A 15,310-nucleotide genomic window follows, 5' to 3' on the forward strand; every position below is an offset into this window, starting at 1 on the left:
CATGCAGCTCGACAGCCTCAGCCGCCGCCTGATCGACCGCTTCCAGCACGGCATGCCGCTGTGCACCGAACCCTACCGCGCCATGGCCGAGGCGCTGGAGTGCAGCGAAGAAGAGATCCTCGCCAGCCTTGAGCAGCTGGAACGCAGCGGCGGGCTTTCCCGGATCGGCCCCGTCTTCGAGCACAGCCGCGCCGGCGCCAGCACCCTGGTGGCGCTCGCCGTGCCACCAGCGCGCGTGGAAGCGGTGGCAGCGCGGATCAACAGCTTTCCCGAGGTCAATCACAACTACCTGCGCGAGCATGACTACAACCTCTGGTTCGTGGTGACCGGCCCTGACCGCGCGCACCTGGACGCCCTGCTGGCACAGATCGAGGCGGAAACCGGCCTCATGCCGCTGGACCTGCCGATGGAATGCGCCTACCGCATCGACCTCGGCTTTCCCATTGGAGATGCGCCATGACCGGCACCCTCGACCACTCGCAGGCCATGCAGCTGCGCAGCCTGCTCGAAGCGGGCCTGCCGCTTGCCGCCCGTCCTTACCGGATGCTGGCCGAACGCATCGGTGCCAGCGAACAGGCCGTGCTCGAACAGGTCCGGCACTGGAGCGAGGACGGGCTGTTCCGCCGCGTCGGCCTGGTGCTCAAGCATCGCGCGCTGGGCTTTCGCGCCAACGCCATGCTGGTGCTGGACATTCCTAACGAGCAGGTCGACGAGGTCGGTCGACGTCTCGGCCAGGCCGCCGGCATCAACCTCTGCTACCAGCGTCCACGCCGCCTGCCGGACTGGCCCTACAACCTGTTCTGCATGGTCCACGGCCGCGAGCGCGAACAGGTCTGCCAACTGATCGAAAACCTGCTGGCCGAGCACGGATTGAGCGAAGTGCCGCACCAGTTGCTGTTCAGCACGCGCGCCTTCAAACAGTGCGGTGGCCGCTATGCTCCACCCGCTGCCCGGGAGCTGGCCCATGGATGACCTCGACCGTCGACTGATCAACCGCCTGCAACATGGCCTGCCGCTGGTAAAGCAGCCCTGGCAGGCGCTGGCCGATGAGCTGGAAAACGACTCGCAGACCCTGCGCGACCGTGTCCAGGCGCTGTTGGACGATGGCACCCTGACCCGTTTCGGCCCCATGTTCGACATCGACCGCCTCGGCGGCGCCTTCACCCTGGCTGCGTTGTCGGTGCCCGAAGAACGTTTCGACGCGGTGGCTGCACAACTCAACGCCCTACCCGAAGTCGCCCACAACTACCGTCGCGAGCACGAGTGGAACATGTGGTTCGTACTGGGCTGCGCGACGCCCGAGGGCATCGCAGAGACTATCGTCCGCATCGAGGCGCAGACCGGCCTGCCGGTACTCAACCTGCCCAAGGAGGAGACCTACCATGTCGGCCTGCATTTCTCAGTTTGATGGCCCGTCTGACCCCGCACTGGTGCGCCGCCTGGTGGAACTCACCCAGTCCGGCCTGCCGCTGGTGGACAACCCCTGGGCCTGGATCGGCGAACACCTGGACCTCGACGAAGACGCCGTACTGACCCTGCTGCGCCAGCTGCAAGCCGACAGCGCCATCCGCCGCATCGCCGCCGTACCCAACCACTACCGCCTGGGCTACAAGCACAACGGCATGACCGTCTGGGACGTCGACGACACCCACCTCCCCCGCCTCGGCCCGCTGCTCGGGTCACAGCCCTTCGTCAGCCACTGCTACCGCCGTCCCCGTCGCGACGGCTGGCGCTACAACCTGTTCGCCATGGTCCACGGTCGCAGTGCCGGCGAGATCCAGACCTACCGTGCCGAAATCCGTACCCTGCTAGGTGATGCTTGCCGAGCGGACGAGATGCTGGTCAGCAGCCGGATTCTGAAGAAGACCGGGTTGAGGGTGTAGCCGCAGAGCCAGCGCCGGCAGATACATGTCGGCAGCGTCGTTTCAGGGTACACGGCGCCTAGCGTTTCCGGCATGCCCTTGAGGCCATCCGTAACTGCGATCAGCACGTCTTTTACACCCCTGTTACGCAAGCTGTTGAATACCTTCAGCCAGAACTTGGCGCCTTCGGTATTTTCGATCCAGATGCCCAGCATCGCGGGTACCGTCTGGCAACACATCCAACGCCAGATAGATTGCCTTGTCGCGAACCATGCCTTCGTCACGGATATTTACCCGTAGGGCATCAAAGAAGATCACTGGATACATGGCTCCAGCCGCCGCGCACGTAGGTGTACGAAAAAACAAGGCCCATCTGTATCTATCTTGTCTTGGTGGTGCATGGGTAGGATTCGGACCTTATCCCCTTGGGTAAGGCAACCATGGAACTCACTGATATCCCATTTGGTACTACCGACTGGTCGACAATAGAACCCATTGCGCATCCGGGTGAAACCGGCACGGCGCTCTGGCGTACCTGCCAATTCGGTAACACGAGAGTTCGAATGGTCGACTACAGCCCGGGATACGTTGCAGATCATTGGTGCCGGAAGGGACACATTCTGCTATGCCTGGAAGGTCAACTGGAGACCGAGCTCGATGATGGCCGCACATTCACATTGAGCGCCGGCATGAGCTACCAAGTAGCCGACAATGCGGAGGCCCACCGGTCTTCAACCACTACCGGCGCCACGTTGTTCGTCGTGGATTGATACCGGAAGCGATTAGCAGCGTTTGGCCGAAAGCAGCCTTGCGCTTGATGCTGCTTTGAAGCGTGTCGAGCGGGATGTCAGCCTGTAAGCACACGATGTGTGTGTGTTATCGCCAAAAAGCTTCATAGTGCCAAATGGATGCCTGGTGATGCCTAGGCAGATCCTCTCCTTACAACTGCGTCCCGGCAACTATTCGGTAGTGATATGTACGTTCCAGAACACTTTAGCGCCCCTTCGACTGACGCCATGCTCCAACTCGTCAGGCAGCATCCTTTGGGCATCCTTTTCACAAACGGCGGAAGCGGTTTGGACGCCAATCACATTCCCTTCGAGTTGGCCGCAGAGCAAGGGGCGCTTGGGACGCTGCATGCCCATGTCGCGCGCAACAACCCCGTTTGGACAGAGGTTCGGAACGGCGACGAGGTACTTGTCGTTTTTAGAGGAGAGGAAGCCTATATCTCGCCTAACTGGTATCCGAGCAAGCAAGAGCACCACAAGCAAGTGCCCACCTGGAACTACAAGGTCGTACATGCACATGGTCGTATCACGATTCGAGATGATGAGCGCTATGTAAGGGGGCTGGTCGCGAAGCTTACCCGCACGCATGAAGCCTCCGAACCCAAGCCGTGGAAAATGACCGATGCACCGAAGGAGTACATGGCATCGATGATGCTGGCTATCGTCGGTATAGAAATCGAGATCACCCGACTTGCCGGTAAGTTCAAGCTGAGCCAGAACAAGGATCCGCGAGATATCCATAGTGCTGCAACGATCCTGATCGAACGGGGTCATGAGGCCTTAGGCGAATCAATGCGAGATTTAGCCCTAGATTAGTAGTCAGCGACACGTTACTGACGTCAGAACTGGCTGCACAGCGCCAGGAGCAGCAGACAGAACACCACCAACCCGACACAGCATACGTAGTTGTCTCCCCGCGAGCCGTCCGGTCGGGCGTGCGTCGGGTAGCGACCCAGCGTGAAAAGCCGGACCACTGGCCAGCCGCAGAGAAAGAAGAAGGTGCTCAGGATCAGCTCGGAAACCACATACCCGAAGCATTGCACGAGCATGCTGATTAGAAATTCCACGCAGCCACCGAGCCTGTCAGAACCGCCATTCGGGCTTGAACAGGCCAACCACGAAAAACAGCGTGGTAAAGCCCCACATCACGACCGCATAGAGGCGGATCTGCTCGGCGTTCCATGGCCAGGCGAACCACTCCAGAAAGGCCATGGCTTTCCAGCCCTCAAGCCAGTGCGCGCCACCCCAACTGATGATCCATTTCCAGAACAGGCTGTTCAGGCAGTACAGCGCAACGAACTCTCCGATCTCCATGGATCCCCCTCAGCGGTCAAGGAGCGGCAGTCTATGCGAAGCGGCCTTTTACAGAGTTTGACGGCAGTCTCGTTGCAACCCGACAAGCATCGCAGCTTGGTCCGGGAGGCGCTCCGCTTCTGCCCAGCAGGACACCGCGCCGTCGGCGATTACGGTGGGCTGAAGCCCACCCTACGTCTGCCATGATCCAAACATCAGCCTCCCGCGCTACCACCCCTTTATTTGTTTCGGATCAAGGACCGGCCACCCCACCTCGGTAATGCTGCAGCCATCGATTCACCCACGAAGCCGCCGCTTCCTGAGGAGATACCGCATGCTGCGAATCAGCCATTACCTGCGCGCCCTGGCCCGCCCGAATTCCGGTCCAGTGCTCGGTGCACGAGGCACACCGGGAACCCGTCCGCCGGTGGTCATCTGGAACCTGCTGCGGCGCTGCAACCTGACCTGTAAGCACTGCTACGCCACCTCCGCCGACAGCGAATTTCGCGACGAGCTGGATACTGACGAAGCCCTGAAGGTGATCGACGATCTGCACGAAGCCGGTGTGCGCGTGCTGATCCTTTCCGGTGGCGAGCCGCTGCTGCGGGACGACATATTCGATCTCTCCGCCTATGCCCGCGAAAAGGGCTTTTTCGTGGCGCTGTCAACCAACGGCACGCTGATCGACGAGCGCAATATCGAGCAAGTGGCGGCAGCAAAGTACGACTACGTCGGCATCAGCATCGACGGCCTGGAAGCGGTGCATGACGAGTGGCGCCAGCTCCAGGGCAGCTTCGTCGCCTCGATGCATGCCATCGACCTGTGCCGCCAGCACGGCATTCGCGTCGGGCTGCGCACCACCCTCACGCAGAACAACTACCCACAATTGCCCGCCCTGCTGGCGCTGATGCGCGAGCACGACGTGCAGAAGTTCTATCTCTCGCACCTGAACTACAGCGGGCGCGGCAAGCGCAGCCGCAAGGCCGACGCCCACCACCAGATGACCCGCGACGCCATGCGCCAGCTGTTCGAGCAGGCCTGGGACGACGTGCAGAACGGCCGCGAGACCGATTTCGTCAGCGGCAACAATGACGCCGACGCGATCCTGCTGCTGCAGTGGGTCGAGGAGCGCCTGCCGCAGCATCGCGACCGCCTGGAGCAGATGCTGCGCGCCTGGGGCGGCAACGCCTCGGGCAACGGTATCGCCAACATCGACAACATCGGCGATGTGCATCCCGATACCTACTGGTGGCAGCACACCGTCGGCAACGTACGCCGGCAGCGCTTCCGCGAACTCTGGCTGGATGAGCCCGAGCCGTTGCTGCGCGAGCTGCGCCAGCTCCCGCGCGCCGTGGGTGGGCGCTGCGCCAAATGCCGCTGGCTGCCGATCTGCAACGGCAACACCCGTACCCGTGCCTGGGCCGCAGGCGATCTGTGGGCGGAAGACCCCGGCTGCTACCTGAGCGACGAGGAAATCGGGTTGCCGCTTCCCGTACGCATCCCCAGCGTGGAAATCAGTGCCCTGTAAATCAGCAACCCTAGCGGTCGTCAGAACCGTACTCAGCCAAGCGCAACCGTCAACCTGATGAGAATCACAGGAGTCCGCATGGACCAGCCAATCACACTCCCCGCTTCGCTGAGCACCCCGTTCGCCCCCGGTGAAGTTGCCCTGGTCGGTGCCGGCCCTGGCGACCCGGGCCTGCTCACCCTGCGCGCCTGGGGCCTGCTGCAACAGGCTGACGCGGTGGTTTACGACCGCCTGGTCAGCGATGACTTGATGGTGCTGCTGCCCACCGCCTGCAGCCGCCACTACGTGGGCAAGACCAGCGGCTACCACAGTCTGCCGCAACCGCAGATCAATCAGCTGCTGGCGGACTTGGCCCGGCAGGGCAAACGCGTGGTGCGTCTGAAAGGTGGCGATCCCTTCATTTTCGGCCGTGGCGCCGAGGAGCTGGAGTTCCTGCTCGAACGCGGCATCGACTGCCAGGTGGTGCCCGGCATCACCGCCGCGGCCGGCTGCAGCACCTATGCGGGCATTCCCCTGACGCACCGTGACTTGGCGCACTCCTGCCAGTTCATCACCGGTCATCTGCAGGAGAACGGCGAGCTCCACCTGCCCTGGAGCGCCCTGGCCGAGGGCAACCAGACCCTGGTGTTCTATATGGGGTTGGGCAGCCTCGGCGAAATCTCGCGCAATCTGATCGCCGCCGGCCTGCCGGTGGATACGCCCGCCGCGCTGATTGGCAATGGCACCCGTCAGGATCAGCAGGTGGTGCGCTGCAGCCTCAAGCAACTGCCGAGCATGGCCGCGGAGCAGCACCTGACGCCACCGACGTTGACGGTGATCGGCAAGGTGGTCGGGCTGTTCGATGGGCGGCAGGTCCAGTACCCCGCGCGCCTGCAGGGTGACGTCGCTACGCAAAAGGAGGCCCTATGCGGCTGATTCCTGCCCTGCTGGTGGCCGCCGCCCTGCCGGCCGCCACCTTCGTCGCGCTCGACATGGCCATTCCGCGCGCCGCTGCCGCTGAGACAATCGATGCCCATGCGCTCTACCAGCAGCACTGCCAAAGCTGCCACGGCGTCGATCGCCTCGGTGGCGCCGGCCCCGCGCTGTTGCCGGAAAGCCTTGGCCGGATCAAGCCGGACGAGGCGCGCAAGGTCATCCGCGACGGCCGCCCGGCCAGCCAGATGGCGGCCTATTCGACGCTGCTCGACGCAGCGCAGATCGACAGCCTGGTCAGCTACCTCTATCGGCCTTCCGCCGTGCCGCCGACCTGGAGTGATGCCGACATTCGCGCCAGCCACCGGATGCTGGTGGATGTCGCCAAGCTGCCCGACAGCCCTCAACACGGCGCCGACCCGCTCAACCTGTTCGTCGTGGTCGAGGCCGGTAATCATCATGTGCGTGTTCTCGACGGTGATCGCTTCGAGGAGCTGGCCAACTTCCCCTCGCATTTCGCTCTGCACGGTGGGCCGAAGTTTTCCCCGGACGGACGCTTCGTCTATTTCGCCTCGCGTGACGGCTGGGTCAGCGTCTACGACCTCAACAACCTGACCATGATCGCCGAGGTCCGCGCCGGGCTGAATACCCGCAACCTGGCTGTGAGCAACGACGGCCGCTGGGTACTGGTGGGCAACTATCTGCCGGGCAACCTGGTGCTGCTGGATGCCCGCGACCTGTCGCTGGTCAAGCACATCCCGGCAGTCGGCGCGGACGGCACGCCATCACGGGTCAGCGCCGTCTACACCGCGCCGCCGCGCGACAGCTTCGTGGTCGCACTGAAGGATGTGAAGGAGGCCTGGGAGCTTTCCTACGCCGGGGAGCCAGATTTCGAACCTCGGCGCATCGAAGCCGCGGACTTTCTCGATGATTTCTCCTTCACACCCGACTATCGCCACCTGCTCGCCACCTCGCGCAAGGCCCACGGCGGCCAGGTGATCGACCTCGACACTGGCAAGGCCGTCACCGACATTCCGCTGCCCGGCATGCCGCACCTGGGTTCGGGCATCTACTGGAGACGCGGCGGCGAATGGGTGTTCGCCACCCCGAATGTCAGCAAGGGCCTGATCTCAGTGCTCGACATGCAGAGCTGGAAGCTGATCAAGGAGATTCCCACCGAAGGTCCGGGCTTCTTCATGCGCAGCCATGAGCATTCGAAGTACGCCTGGACCGACGTCTTCTTCGGCCCCAACAACGATGCCGTGCACCTGATCGACAAACAGACCCTGGAAGTCGCCCACACCCTGCGCCCGATGCCCGGCAAGAACGCCGCGCACGTGGAGTTCACCAGGGACGGCAAGCACCTGTTGCTCAGCGTCTGGGACACCGACGGCGCGCTGATCGTCTACGACAGCGACACCCTGGAAGAGATCAAGCGCATCCCGATGAACAAGCCCTCGGGCAAGTACAACGTCGGCAACAAGATCGAATTCGCCGAAGGGACATCGCATTGAAGGCGGAGGACGATAGAAGCGCCGGAAGCTCAGGGCTGGGGCGTAAGCTATAGGATCGTAGGGTGGGCTTCAGCCCACCATAATGGGCCCAAATGGTACCCGGTGGGCTGAAGCCCACCCTACCGAGGCCGTCAGGCTAGTGATCCACCGCAGCTACCTCAGCCTCCAGTGACGTTATCGGCTTATCTACTTTTATCTTTCATTCCAAGCTGCTTTCATATCGACCCGATTGATATGAGTCCCCAACCATGGATATAGATCTCGCCCGCACTTTTCTCGAGATCATTCGCAGCGGCAGCTTCGTCGCCACGGCTGAGCGGCTGCATATCACGCAAACGGCGGTGACCGCGCGAGTACGCAGTCTGGAAACGCAGCTCGGCTGTCGGCTGTTCATACGAAACCGCGCCGGCGCGCGGCTGACCAGTGATGGCGAGCGCTTCGTCACCTATGCCACGCAACTGGTGCAGACCTGGGAAACCGCGCGGCGCGATCTGCCGTTGCCGCGCGGTTTCGACAATCTGCTGTCGCTCGGTGCCGAGGTGAGCCTGTGCAACCCGCTGATGCTTGCTTGGGTCCAGCGCCTGCGCCAGGAAATGCCCGATCACGCGCTTCGCAACGAGGTGGACAGCGGCACCGCCTTGCAGAAGCAACTCGACCTCGGCGCACTGGACGCGGCGCTGGTGCATCAACCCGAATACTGGCCGGGCCTGCAGGTCGAGCAGCTACTGGAAGAAAAGCTGATCCAGGTGGAGCACTGCAGCATCGCGGAGCCCTACGTCTATGTGGATTGGGGCCCCGCGTTTCGCCAACAGCACGATCTTGCGCTGCCGGGCCACATCCGCACGGCGATGTCGTTCAGCCTGGGCCCGCTGGCCCTGCAGTACCTGATGCAGTGCGGTGGTCGTGGCTACTTCCGCACGCGAGTGGTGCAACGCTATCTGGACGAAGGTGCGCTCAAGCGCGTCGAGCACGCGCCGGAATTCAGCTATCCCGTCTATCTGGTGTATGCGCGCGCGGCGCAGTCGCCCGCCTTGTTCAAGGCGATCGAACTGTTGCGTGAAGTAGCCGAGGACGACTACGACTGGTCGCGCTGGAACTACCAGATCGAGTGAGCACGGCGATCAGTCGGGCAGATGCTTGAGCCAGTTCCGATAGAGCGCGGCGATCAGATCGGTCTGGGTGATCATGCCTACCAGGCGCTGCTCGTCGTCCACCACCGGCAAGCAGTGCAGCCCCCGGTCGGACAACAGGAATACCAAGTCGACCATGTGAGTGTCTTCGGTCACCGACACCACCGGGCTGCTCATGATCGCGCGAAGTTGCACGCCGCGAAGAAATTTGAGCTGGCCGAAGTTGATGCGCGCGGACGCCGGGCGGAAGTGCTTGAGCAGGTCGACCAGGGTCACGATGCCCACCAGTTTGTGGCTGTCGGCCTGCAGCACCGGCATCGAATGCAGACGGTGCTCGCGCAGGGTCTGCCAGGCGCGCTGGATCGAGCAATCCGGCGTGCTCCAGTAAAGGTCGCGGGACATGATGTCGCCTGCGGTGATCTCACCCATGCTGCGCCGCAGCGCGTGCTTTTCGGTCTGTTTGATCAGCTGTGCGAGGTCGTCGCGCGTGACGTCCACGTATTCGCCGAAGTCCGCCAGCGCGCGCTCGACGTCATCCTCGCTGAAACTCATGCGCTCGCTGGGCAGCGCGTCCTGTGTGTGATGGATGTTGCCCTTCTGCGGGCGCGGCTTCGGGTAGGCATGCCCGCTGAGGTTGTTGTAGATCAGCGCAACCGCGATCAGCAGCGCCGAGTTGAACGCCACCGGATAGAGCAACTGAAAACCGTACGCATGAATCTCCGGACTGCCCACCACCGCGACCAGTGCCAGCGCCGCGCCGGGCGGATGCAGGCAGCGCAGGCCGAACAGGCAGAAGATCGCCAGCGCGCCGGCCAGTCCGGCAGCGGTGGCGATGGGCATGCCACTGATGCCCAGCGCCACGCCCACGGCGGTCGCGAACAGGTTGCCGGCCAGCACCGACCATGGCTGTGCGAAAGGGCTCGATGAGGCGACGAACACCAGCACCGCCGATGCGGCGGCCGGTGCAGCGAGAGGCAGGGCAATCGCGGTGCCGAAGACCCAGGCACAGGCAGGTATCGTCACCAGCAGCGCCAGGCCAATGCCCAGTGCGGCGCGCAGCCATTCAGCGGGACGCGCGGACAATGGCGCGGGCGCGAAGGACCGGCACCAGTCGAGAAGGCGTTCTTGCATTATTTCTGCTTTGGTTGGGAATTCGTTCCGCTAGTCAGCGGCGCTCGGTAGCGGCGCTGGCTGGTTTGGATGGACCGGCGCGCTGAAAAGTTGCACCGATCTAATTGCGCGCGACATTGTCGGTGCGCTGCCAATGCATCGCCAATGAATAGTAGTGAACTTTGCGCGCAATATTTTTGCACTAGAGCGCGGCCAGACATGCCTAGGCAGGTTCGCCTGATCGAGCCTGCTACGACGCCTCGGTCACCGGCTGAACGGTCTTTTCATGCTCTCGGATCAGCGCCGCGACGATGCGCATCACCTCCAGGTTGGCCTCCTCCATCCTGCCCAGAGAGGTGAGCGTATCTTCCAGCGCATGCCGGCCGAACGCATCGAGCGCCTGCTGCCCCTGATGGTGCACCGCCATATGCGGCCGCTCGATTTGCTGGAATTGCTCCAGCCGGCGCATGTCTCGATTGCTCTGGGCGTAGTACCAGCGGCCGAAGCGACACTCGCGCTCGCTGGGCAGAACCGACGGCCTCGGGTCACCCGAGCCGAGCACATGGTTATAGACGACGAACTTCAACGACAGCTCATCGAGGTTGGCCAGCTCGACGCCAGCACGGAACGACGAATGTTCGATTCCTTGACGCATGGCGCCGGCCAGCTGATGCAGCTGTCGCATGGCGGCCACGGCACGCTCGGTGGTGCGGCTGAAGCCCTGGGCCAGCTCGCCCTGCAGCTGGATGTAACCGTGCACCTGGGCGATCTCGCGCTGAACCTCGGTGATCTTGTCCACGATGTCGGCGGTGGCCAGCGCGGTCTTTTCCGCCAGCGTTCGCACCTCGCCGGCGACCACGGCGAAGCCGCGACCGGACTCCCCGGCCCGCGCCGCCTCGATGGCAGCATTGAGTGCGAGCAGATTGGTCTGGCTGGCGATGCCGCTGATGAGATCGACGATTCCGTTGATCTCCTGCGAATGCCGGGCAAGGGTGTCGACCTTGTGCGAAGCCTCGGTGAGCCCGCTTTCCATGTCGACGGCCTTGTTGCGCAGCTCGCCGAAGTGCTGCTGGTTGCTCAGCGCCGCGTCGGCGACCTGCTCCGCGCGATCACGATTATCGCCAAGCCGGCCCGTGAGGTATTCGAAGGAATCGCCTAGATGCGCCACCGACGCACTGAAGCGCACCAGGTTGCCGGCCACGCCACGGTAATAGTCCAGCTGGCGTTTACCGGCCGCGCTTTCGGCGCTGGCCGCTGTCAACTGCGCTTCTAGCGCCGCGATACGCGCCGCCTGCTCGGTGCAGGTGCGCTGCAGGTCATCGCGTTGCTGCTGCAAGTCCTGGGCGGTCCGCTTCCACTTGAACATCATCGGCCTCGCCGTTCAGTTGATGGTGTAACCGTTGTCAACGACCCAATCCTGACCGTAAACGCCACGGGCGCCCTGCGACAGCTGGAACAGGATGACGTTGGCGACCGCCGCGGACTCGAGAAAATGTCCAGGCAACAAGCGCTTGCTGACGCCTTCGGCGACCTGCTCCAGCTGCTCGTCGGCCAGCCCCAGCGTGCCCCAGATCGCCGTCGCGGTCGGCCCCGGCGAGACCACGTTGATGCGCACATCCAGCGGCGCGAATTCCACCGCCAGCGTGCGTGCCTGAGCAATCAGCGCGGCCTTGCTGGCGATATAGGCGGCAAGGCCGGGGAAGGTCCCGCGCGCCAGAAACGTACCGATGAAGACCACCGACGCCGGCTTGGCCAGTTCCGTGCGCAGCGCGGCCAGAGTGTTCAGTGCACCGGCGCCGTTGACGGCCCATTGCCGATCGAAACAGGCCATGTCTAGGCTGTCGCCCAGCTCGGCGATGCCGGCGTTCGGCACCAGATAGTCCACCGGACCGAGTTCCGCCGCGCGGCACCGCAACGCGGCGAGATCGTCCGCCGATGTCACGTCACCGGCGATCCAGTGCAAGTGCTCGGGATAGGTTTCGATCAATTGCCCGAGGCCGCCGAGGCTGCGCGACATGGCCAGCACCCGCGCGCCACGTTGCAGCAGCGCCGCACACAGCGCCAGGCCGATCCCCGAACTGGCGCCGGTGACGACTGCCAGGCGGTCTTTGAATTCACTTTTCATCATCATCTCCGATGCCGGCGTCCGCCGAGCCGCAGGCTGCCCGTCCCGGAACTGGGCAGGCAGCGGTTTCACAGTTGAATGACTAATCAGGCAGTGCCTGGTACGGGACGATCAGCCCGGATGGCCGTCGACCCGTGCGGTCAGCAGCATCGGCGCGTAACGCCAGGCGTAAAGCGCGAAGGCCAGGGCCCAGCAGATCGCCGCCAGCCAGAGCCCCATCACCGGCCACTGGCCCGACAGGAACACACGCGAGGCCGCCCCGAGGTTGAACAACACGAAGGCAGCGGCGATGCCACCCGGCAGCTGCAACGGACGCCCCGTGTGGCCAAGCGTGACGCGGGCGATCATCGCCAGGATCAGACCGCTCATGGAGCCCACCGACAGCGCATGCAACGAAGGGCTGGAGCTATTCAGCAAGCCGAAATTCCACAGCGCCAGCCCCGCAGCCGCGACCACCAGCCAGAGCATCGCTACGTGCAGCGACCAAAGCAGCGGAACGCGCCAGATGCCGCCGTCGTACCAGCGCACCAGCCGCAGCAAGTGGCCGGCGGCGATAGCGAGGAACAACACGCCGATCAGCAGATTCTGTTGCAATGCGATGCCTGCGGCGTAGAGCACGGCGATCAGGCCAGTGCCGACCAGCAGCGCTACATCGAGCCAGACCCAGGGTTTCACCGCCTCGGTATGACCGAGGCCGCGCTGGGTGAAGAAGGGAATCACCCGCCCGCCAATGATCGCCATCAGCGCCGCCACCAGCCAAAGCCCGGCGAGCACGCCCTGGCGTTGCAAGCCATCGCCACCTTGGGCGATACCGCAGAGCACCAACACATCCGCGCCGATCATCAGCGTGAGTACCGCCACGATCGGGTAGTTGCGCTTCTGCTTGACCACCCAGAGCATGCGCGCCATCAGCCCGGTCACGCCGAGCATGAACAGCAGATCCAGTGGGATCACCAGCGCCAGCGGCAGGCCGAACAGCCAGCCCAGGCGCGCCAGTAGCCAGACGGCGGCCAGTGCCATCAGCTTTTTGCCGGACACACCGGGTTGGCCGGTCCAGGTCTGGCCGGCGGTGAGCAGGAAGCCCGCGACGATGGCCATGGCGAAACCGAACAGCATCTCGTGGCGATGCCAGGACAGCCAGCCGCCGGTTGGCTGAAAACCGGGCCAGATGCCTGTCCAGGTGGCGACCCAGAGCGGAATCGCAAGCATGGCGAAGAGGCTGCCGGCGAGGAAAAACGGGCGAAAGGCGAGCCGCCACAGGGGCGGGATACTCAGGGCTTTTCGCCGATCGATAACTTGCACAAGGGCCTCCTGAACGTCTTATGTCTGCTGCAGATGGAGTGCCTGCCAGGCAGAACTATGAGTGCTCCGGATTACCCGAAGCCAGGATTACTTTCTACAGGTTAGAAGGCTTCGACAGACTTGATTGCAATCATCTTTTCGCCGAGCCGCCTCGGTGCCGACGGTTGGTAGGGCTTTAGGGCCCGGTGCCAGGGCGTCTGGCTGGGGTTCCGGCGCGTGAGTGTGGCGTCAGCCGTATCGCTGATTCGGGTGGTACTGCCAGCTCGTTTAGGATTGCACTTTGGAGATCAGGCCGATTGCCGAGTGTACTGACACTTCAGGTTTCGCCCTGCTGGGCGAGTCCTTTTTCTTGTTTGGCCAAGAAAAAGGAACCAAAAAGAAGGCCACCCCAACATCCGGGTTTTGCTTCGCAAAACTTCCCTCACTCCGGCGCAGCTCCGGGGGCACGGCTTACAAGGGCCATCCCTGGCCCTTTAAGCCTTTCGCGGCATCCATGCCGCTCATCCCCCTGCGCAACGCCTGCGTTCGGCCTCCTGAAGGGGAACAGGGTCCGAGTCGCCTGAAAGATCGTTAAGACCCGGACTTGCTTTGGCTTCGCTTTTTGTACGCGGGCCAACAGACGACACCAGCCGCCCCGTCAGGAGGGTGAGCGGAATCGTCGCGCAGAGGGGCGAGCCGCAGGACGCGGCGAGAGTCGTAAAGGGCCATGGATGGCCCTTGTACGACGACCCTCGGAGCGACGATGGAGCGAACGAACCCGGAGCGAAGCGCAGGGCCGGATGCAGGGGCAAGACCTTTTGGTTCCTTTTGGCGGGGCCGGCCAACCGGGCGACTGCCAAAAGGAACTCGCCCAGCAGGGCGGAACCAAGCCGTCAGACTGCTCTATAAGGGCTAATGAAAGCGAAACTTGCAGTCAACCCCCCAAAAAAACTCGCCAACCCAACGTCAAGCAACCATGCCCCCTGGAAATACGAAAAACCTATTTCAACTCCTGCTTGACCGCGTCACCCTGCGTTGCGCTCTCCCCATCGCTCATGGATTTACGAAAACCACTAATCGCGCCACCCAAATCCGAACCAAGGCCACGCAGGCGCTTGGTGCCGAACAACATGACCACGATCAGCAACACGATCAAAAGCTGCCAAATGCTGATACCCATCATTTTTCGTTACCTCGTTAGTGTCCGGTCTGGTGACCGCTGTGAGCGTTGTGGTCATCGGCCATGTCATGCTGCATGCCCGACGATTGTTGAAGCACCGACTGATCGATCTCCTCGAAGCGCAGTACCCGCCCGCCCTGTTCAGCGGCCAGTTTCTGCGCGGCGGCCTCCTCGGCGAACGTGGCCAGTACAGCACCCATCGCACCTTTGAGGCCGGTTCCGGCCACGTAGTAGGCGCTAGTGGCATCGATCAGGTACTCGTCGTCAGGCTGCTCCCAGGTACTGTGCCCCATGTCGTGAACGTACAGCTTGGCGTTCAGCACACGGTTTTCCGGCTGCAGCCACCACCCAAGCATCTCCGCCGTGGAGCAGAACTTGCGCACTCCGCCCTTCTCGACCGCCTGCCCCTTAGGGCCGGGGAAGTCGGTGATGATCATGCCGCAGACATGACACTCATCCTCGGCATGGAAAGCGACCGGCTCCAGAACCTGCTCCACCTGCTCGGATTCATTACAGCCGGCCAAAGCCAGCAGCAGGATGGCAACCAGCGCCCGGGAAGCCTGTACGTATAACGCATTCATCATTGC

The 15,310-nt window shown here is 63.1% G+C and carries 18 protein-coding genes and 2 pseudogenes; 10 read left to right on the forward strand and 10 right to left on the reverse strand.

Annotation, left to right across the window (positions count from 1 at the left end; genetic code table 11):
* Window position 1: 1 nt before the first annotated feature.
* From GYM54_RS09575 to GYM54_RS09590, 4 genes are read left to right on the forward strand one after another with little or no spacing between them, the layout of a single operon-like run.
* A complete protein-coding gene (locus GYM54_RS09575) occupies window positions 2-460 on the forward strand; it encodes an Lrp/AsnC family transcriptional regulator (RefSeq protein ID WP_197445835.1) in 459 nt (152 codons plus the stop codon).
* Window positions 457-972 carry an AsnC family protein gene (locus GYM54_RS09580; RefSeq protein ID WP_181105050.1) on the forward strand — a complete coding sequence of 172 codons (516 nt, stop codon included), beginning with the start codon at window positions 457-459 and terminating at the stop codon, window positions 970-972. The genes GYM54_RS09575 and GYM54_RS09580 overlap by 4 nt, the downstream gene beginning before the upstream one ends.
* Window positions 965-1,408 carry an Lrp/AsnC family transcriptional regulator gene (locus GYM54_RS09585; protein WP_181105052.1) on the forward strand — a complete coding sequence of 148 codons (444 nt, stop codon included), beginning with the start codon at window positions 965-967 and terminating at the stop codon, window positions 1,406-1,408. Before GYM54_RS09580 ends, GYM54_RS09585 begins: the two co-directional genes overlap by 8 nt.
* The gene (locus GYM54_RS09590) at window positions 1,383-1,883 is read left to right on the forward strand and encodes a nitrite reductase (protein WP_181105054.1); all 501 of its coding nucleotides are present in this window, start codon (window positions 1,383-1,385) and stop codon (window positions 1,881-1,883) included. The genes GYM54_RS09585 and GYM54_RS09590 overlap by 26 nt, the downstream gene beginning before the upstream one ends.
* Before the next feature lie 20 nt (window positions 1,884-1,903).
* Here the strand turns inward: GYM54_RS09590 and GYM54_RS09595 are convergent.
* A pseudogene (locus GYM54_RS09595) lies at window positions 1,904-2,189 on the reverse strand (transposase); the annotation flags it as partial.
* A 113-nt stretch (window positions 2,190-2,302) separates the two neighbouring features.
* On the opposite strand from GYM54_RS09595, the gene GYM54_RS09600 reads away from it, so the two are divergent.
* Window positions 2,303-2,632 (forward strand): DHCW motif cupin fold protein, encoded by a 330-nt coding sequence (locus tag GYM54_RS09600; protein WP_181105056.1) that lies wholly within the window; start codon window positions 2,303-2,305, stop codon window positions 2,630-2,632.
* A gap of 204 nt (window positions 2,633-2,836) precedes the next feature.
* Entirely contained in the window at window positions 2,837-3,466 is a 630-nt protein-coding gene (locus GYM54_RS09605) for an FMN-binding negative transcriptional regulator (protein ID WP_181105058.1), read from the forward strand.
* 23 nt (window positions 3,467-3,489) lie between these two features.
* Here the strand turns inward: GYM54_RS09605 and GYM54_RS09610 are convergent, their stop codons facing one another.
* Window positions 3,490-3,717 (reverse strand): hypothetical protein, encoded by a 228-nt coding sequence (locus GYM54_RS09610; protein WP_181105060.1) that lies wholly within the window; start codon window positions 3,715-3,717, stop codon window positions 3,490-3,492.
* Between the two features lie 16 nt (window positions 3,718-3,733).
* Complete coding sequence (locus GYM54_RS09615) at window positions 3,734-3,964, reverse strand: hypothetical protein (protein WP_181105062.1); 231 nt, start codon at window positions 3,962-3,964, stop codon at window positions 3,734-3,736.
* Window positions 3,965-4,277: 313 nt separating this feature from the next.
* On the opposite strand from GYM54_RS09615, the gene nirJ reads away from it, so the two are divergent.
* From nirJ to GYM54_RS09635, 4 genes are all read left to right on the forward strand, one after another.
* On the forward strand, window positions 4,278-5,471 hold the full coding sequence (gene nirJ / locus GYM54_RS09620) for a heme d1 biosynthesis radical SAM protein NirJ (protein WP_181105064.1): 1,194 nt from the start codon (window positions 4,278-4,280) through the stop codon (window positions 5,469-5,471).
* 78 nt (window positions 5,472-5,549) lie between these two features.
* The gene (cobA, locus tag GYM54_RS09625) at window positions 5,550-6,386 is read left to right on the forward strand and encodes a uroporphyrinogen-III C-methyltransferase (RefSeq protein WP_181105066.1); all 837 of its coding nucleotides are present in this window, start codon (window positions 5,550-5,552) and stop codon (window positions 6,384-6,386) included.
* Window positions 6,377-7,897: a nitrite reductase gene (locus GYM54_RS09630; protein WP_131650866.1), complete on the forward strand. Its 1,521-nt coding sequence runs from the start codon at window positions 6,377-6,379 to the stop codon at window positions 7,895-7,897. The genes cobA and GYM54_RS09630 overlap by 10 nt, the downstream gene beginning before the upstream one ends.
* Window positions 7,898-8,145: 248 nt before the next feature.
* Window positions 8,146-9,009: a LysR family transcriptional regulator gene (locus GYM54_RS09635; protein ID WP_181105068.1), complete on the forward strand. Its 864-nt coding sequence runs from the start codon at window positions 8,146-8,148 to the stop codon at window positions 9,007-9,009.
* 9 nt (window positions 9,010-9,018) lie between these two features.
* Here the strand turns inward: GYM54_RS09635 and GYM54_RS09640 are convergent, their stop codons facing one another.
* The 7 genes and pseudogenes from GYM54_RS09640 to GYM54_RS09665 all read right to left on the reverse strand — a co-directional run bounded on the left by GYM54_RS09640 (window position 9,019) and on the right by GYM54_RS09665 (window position 15,304).
* Window positions 9,019-10,158, reverse strand: a complete 1,140-nt coding sequence (locus GYM54_RS09640) for a CBS domain-containing protein (RefSeq protein ID WP_197445836.1) — start codon at window positions 10,156-10,158, stop codon at window positions 9,019-9,021.
* Window positions 10,159-10,387: 229 nt separating this feature from the next.
* Window positions 10,388-10,822, reverse strand: coding sequence for a CZB domain-containing protein (locus GYM54_RS22030; protein ID WP_374105191.1), 435 nt, complete (start codon window positions 10,820-10,822; stop codon window positions 10,388-10,390).
* 33 nt (window positions 10,823-10,855) lie between these two features.
* Window positions 10,856-11,128 (reverse strand): annotated as a pseudogene (locus GYM54_RS22035) (methyl-accepting chemotaxis protein); the annotation flags it as partial.
* A gap of 390 nt (window positions 11,129-11,518) precedes the next feature.
* Window positions 11,519-12,262, reverse strand: a complete 744-nt coding sequence (locus GYM54_RS09650) for an SDR family NAD(P)-dependent oxidoreductase (protein ID WP_197445838.1) — start codon at window positions 12,260-12,262, stop codon at window positions 11,519-11,521.
* 111 nt (window positions 12,263-12,373) lie between these two features.
* Complete coding sequence (locus GYM54_RS09655) at window positions 12,374-13,564, reverse strand: NnrS family protein (protein ID WP_197445839.1); 1,191 nt, start codon at window positions 13,562-13,564, stop codon at window positions 12,374-12,376.
* Window positions 13,565-14,543: 979 nt separating this feature from the next.
* A complete protein-coding gene (tatA, locus tag GYM54_RS09660; protein WP_177493057.1) occupies window positions 14,544-14,726 on the reverse strand; it encodes a twin-arginine translocase TatA/TatE family subunit in 183 nt (60 codons plus the stop codon).
* 14 nt (window positions 14,727-14,740) lie between these two features.
* Window positions 14,741-15,304, reverse strand: a complete 564-nt coding sequence (locus GYM54_RS09665; RefSeq protein WP_197445876.1) for a nitrous oxide reductase accessory protein NosL — start codon at window positions 15,302-15,304, stop codon at window positions 14,741-14,743.
* Between the last annotated feature and the right edge of the window lie 6 nt (window positions 15,305-15,310).

The organism is Pseudomonas sp. MTM4, from assembly GCF_019355055.1.
GTDB lineage: Bacteria > Pseudomonadota > Gammaproteobacteria > Pseudomonadales > Pseudomonadaceae > Stutzerimonas.

What these genes read in the sequence shown, in the direction of transcription:
- GYM54_RS09575 (WP_197445835.1), top strand. Translation starts at nt 2, where the DNA reads ATGCAGCTCGACAGCCTCAGCCGCCGCCTGATCGACCGCTTCCAGCAC.
- GYM54_RS09580 (WP_181105050.1), top strand. Translation starts at nt 457, where the DNA reads ATGACCGGCACCCTCGACCACTCGCAGGCCATGCAGCTGCGCAGCCTG.
- GYM54_RS09585 (WP_181105052.1), top strand. Translation starts at nt 965, where the DNA reads ATGGATGACCTCGACCGTCGACTGATCAACCGCCTGCAACATGGCCTG.
- GYM54_RS09590 (WP_181105054.1), top strand. Translation starts at nt 1,383, where the DNA reads ATGTCGGCCTGCATTTCTCAGTTTGATGGCCCGTCTGACCCCGCACTG.
- GYM54_RS09600 (WP_181105056.1), top strand. Translation starts at nt 2,303, where the DNA reads ATGGAACTCACTGATATCCCATTTGGTACTACCGACTGGTCGACAATA.
- GYM54_RS09605 (WP_181105058.1), top strand. Translation starts at nt 2,837, where the DNA reads ATGTACGTTCCAGAACACTTTAGCGCCCCTTCGACTGACGCCATGCTC.
- GYM54_RS09615 (WP_181105062.1), bottom strand. Translation starts at nt 3,964, where the DNA reads ATGGAGATCGGAGAGTTCGTTGCGCTGTACTGCCTGAACAGCCTGTTC.
- nirJ (WP_181105064.1), top strand. Translation starts at nt 4,278, where the DNA reads ATGCTGCGAATCAGCCATTACCTGCGCGCCCTGGCCCGCCCGAATTCC.
- cobA (WP_181105066.1), top strand. Translation starts at nt 5,550, where the DNA reads ATGGACCAGCCAATCACACTCCCCGCTTCGCTGAGCACCCCGTTCGCC.
- GYM54_RS09630 (WP_131650866.1), top strand. Translation starts at nt 6,377, where the DNA reads ATGCGGCTGATTCCTGCCCTGCTGGTGGCCGCCGCCCTGCCGGCCGCC.
- GYM54_RS09635 (WP_181105068.1), top strand. Translation starts at nt 8,146, where the DNA reads ATGGATATAGATCTCGCCCGCACTTTTCTCGAGATCATTCGCAGCGGC.
- GYM54_RS09640 (WP_197445836.1), bottom strand. Translation starts at nt 10,158, where the DNA reads ATGCAAGAACGCCTTCTCGACTGGTGCCGGTCCTTCGCGCCCGCGCCA.
- GYM54_RS22030 (WP_374105191.1), bottom strand. Translation starts at nt 10,822, where the DNA reads ATGCGACAGCTGCATCAGCTGGCCGGCGCCATGCGTCAAGGAATCGAA.
- GYM54_RS09650 (WP_197445838.1), bottom strand. Translation starts at nt 12,262, where the DNA reads ATGAAAAGTGAATTCAAAGACCGCCTGGCAGTCGTCACCGGCGCCAGT.
- tatA (WP_177493057.1), bottom strand. Translation starts at nt 14,726, where the DNA reads ATGATGGGTATCAGCATTTGGCAGCTTTTGATCGTGTTGCTGATCGTG.
- GYM54_RS09665 (WP_197445876.1), bottom strand. Translation starts at nt 15,304, where the DNA reads ATGAATGCGTTATACGTACAGGCTTCCCGGGCGCTGGTTGCCATCCTG.